This window comes from Heliorestis acidaminivorans (assembly GCF_008933955.1).
GTDB lineage: Bacteria > Bacillota > Desulfitobacteriia > Heliobacteriales > Heliobacteriaceae > Heliorestis > Heliorestis acidaminivorans.
On record NZ_WBXO01000043.1, the window covers coordinates 1 to 348 of the forward strand.

1 tRNA gene and 1 rRNA gene are annotated in these 348 nt (G+C 43.1%); both read left to right on the top strand.

The window, feature by feature from the left end:
- Nucleotides 1-169: 169 nt before the first annotated feature.
- A tRNA-Ala gene (locus F9B85_RS14225) sits at nt 170-245 on the top strand.
- Nucleotides 246-285: 40 nt separating this feature from the next.
- A 5S ribosomal RNA gene (rrf, locus tag F9B85_RS14230) occupies nt 286-348 on the top strand; the annotation flags it as partial.

Sequence of the window (348 nt, forward strand, 5' to 3'; positions counted from 1 at the left end):
GCTGGTAGTCATAGACGCACGGCTAACTTATACAACTGTTTGATTTTGAGGGACTGGAAACAATTACAGGTTGATTGAAAAAGTCAAATCATGTAATATCATACTTCCCCGCTATAACGGGGCGATATGAAACCAAGTCTTTCAATAAAGATTCAATATCATAAAGCAAGGGGCTATAGCTCAGCTGGGAGAGCGCTTGAATGGCATTCAAGAGGTCAGCGGTTCGATCCCGCTTAGCTCCACCAATATAATCAATCAATTGAAAATAATAAAAACCCAAAAAGATCTGGTGACGATGGCGGAGGGGCTACACCTGTTCCCATCCCGAACACAGCAGTTAAGTCCTCC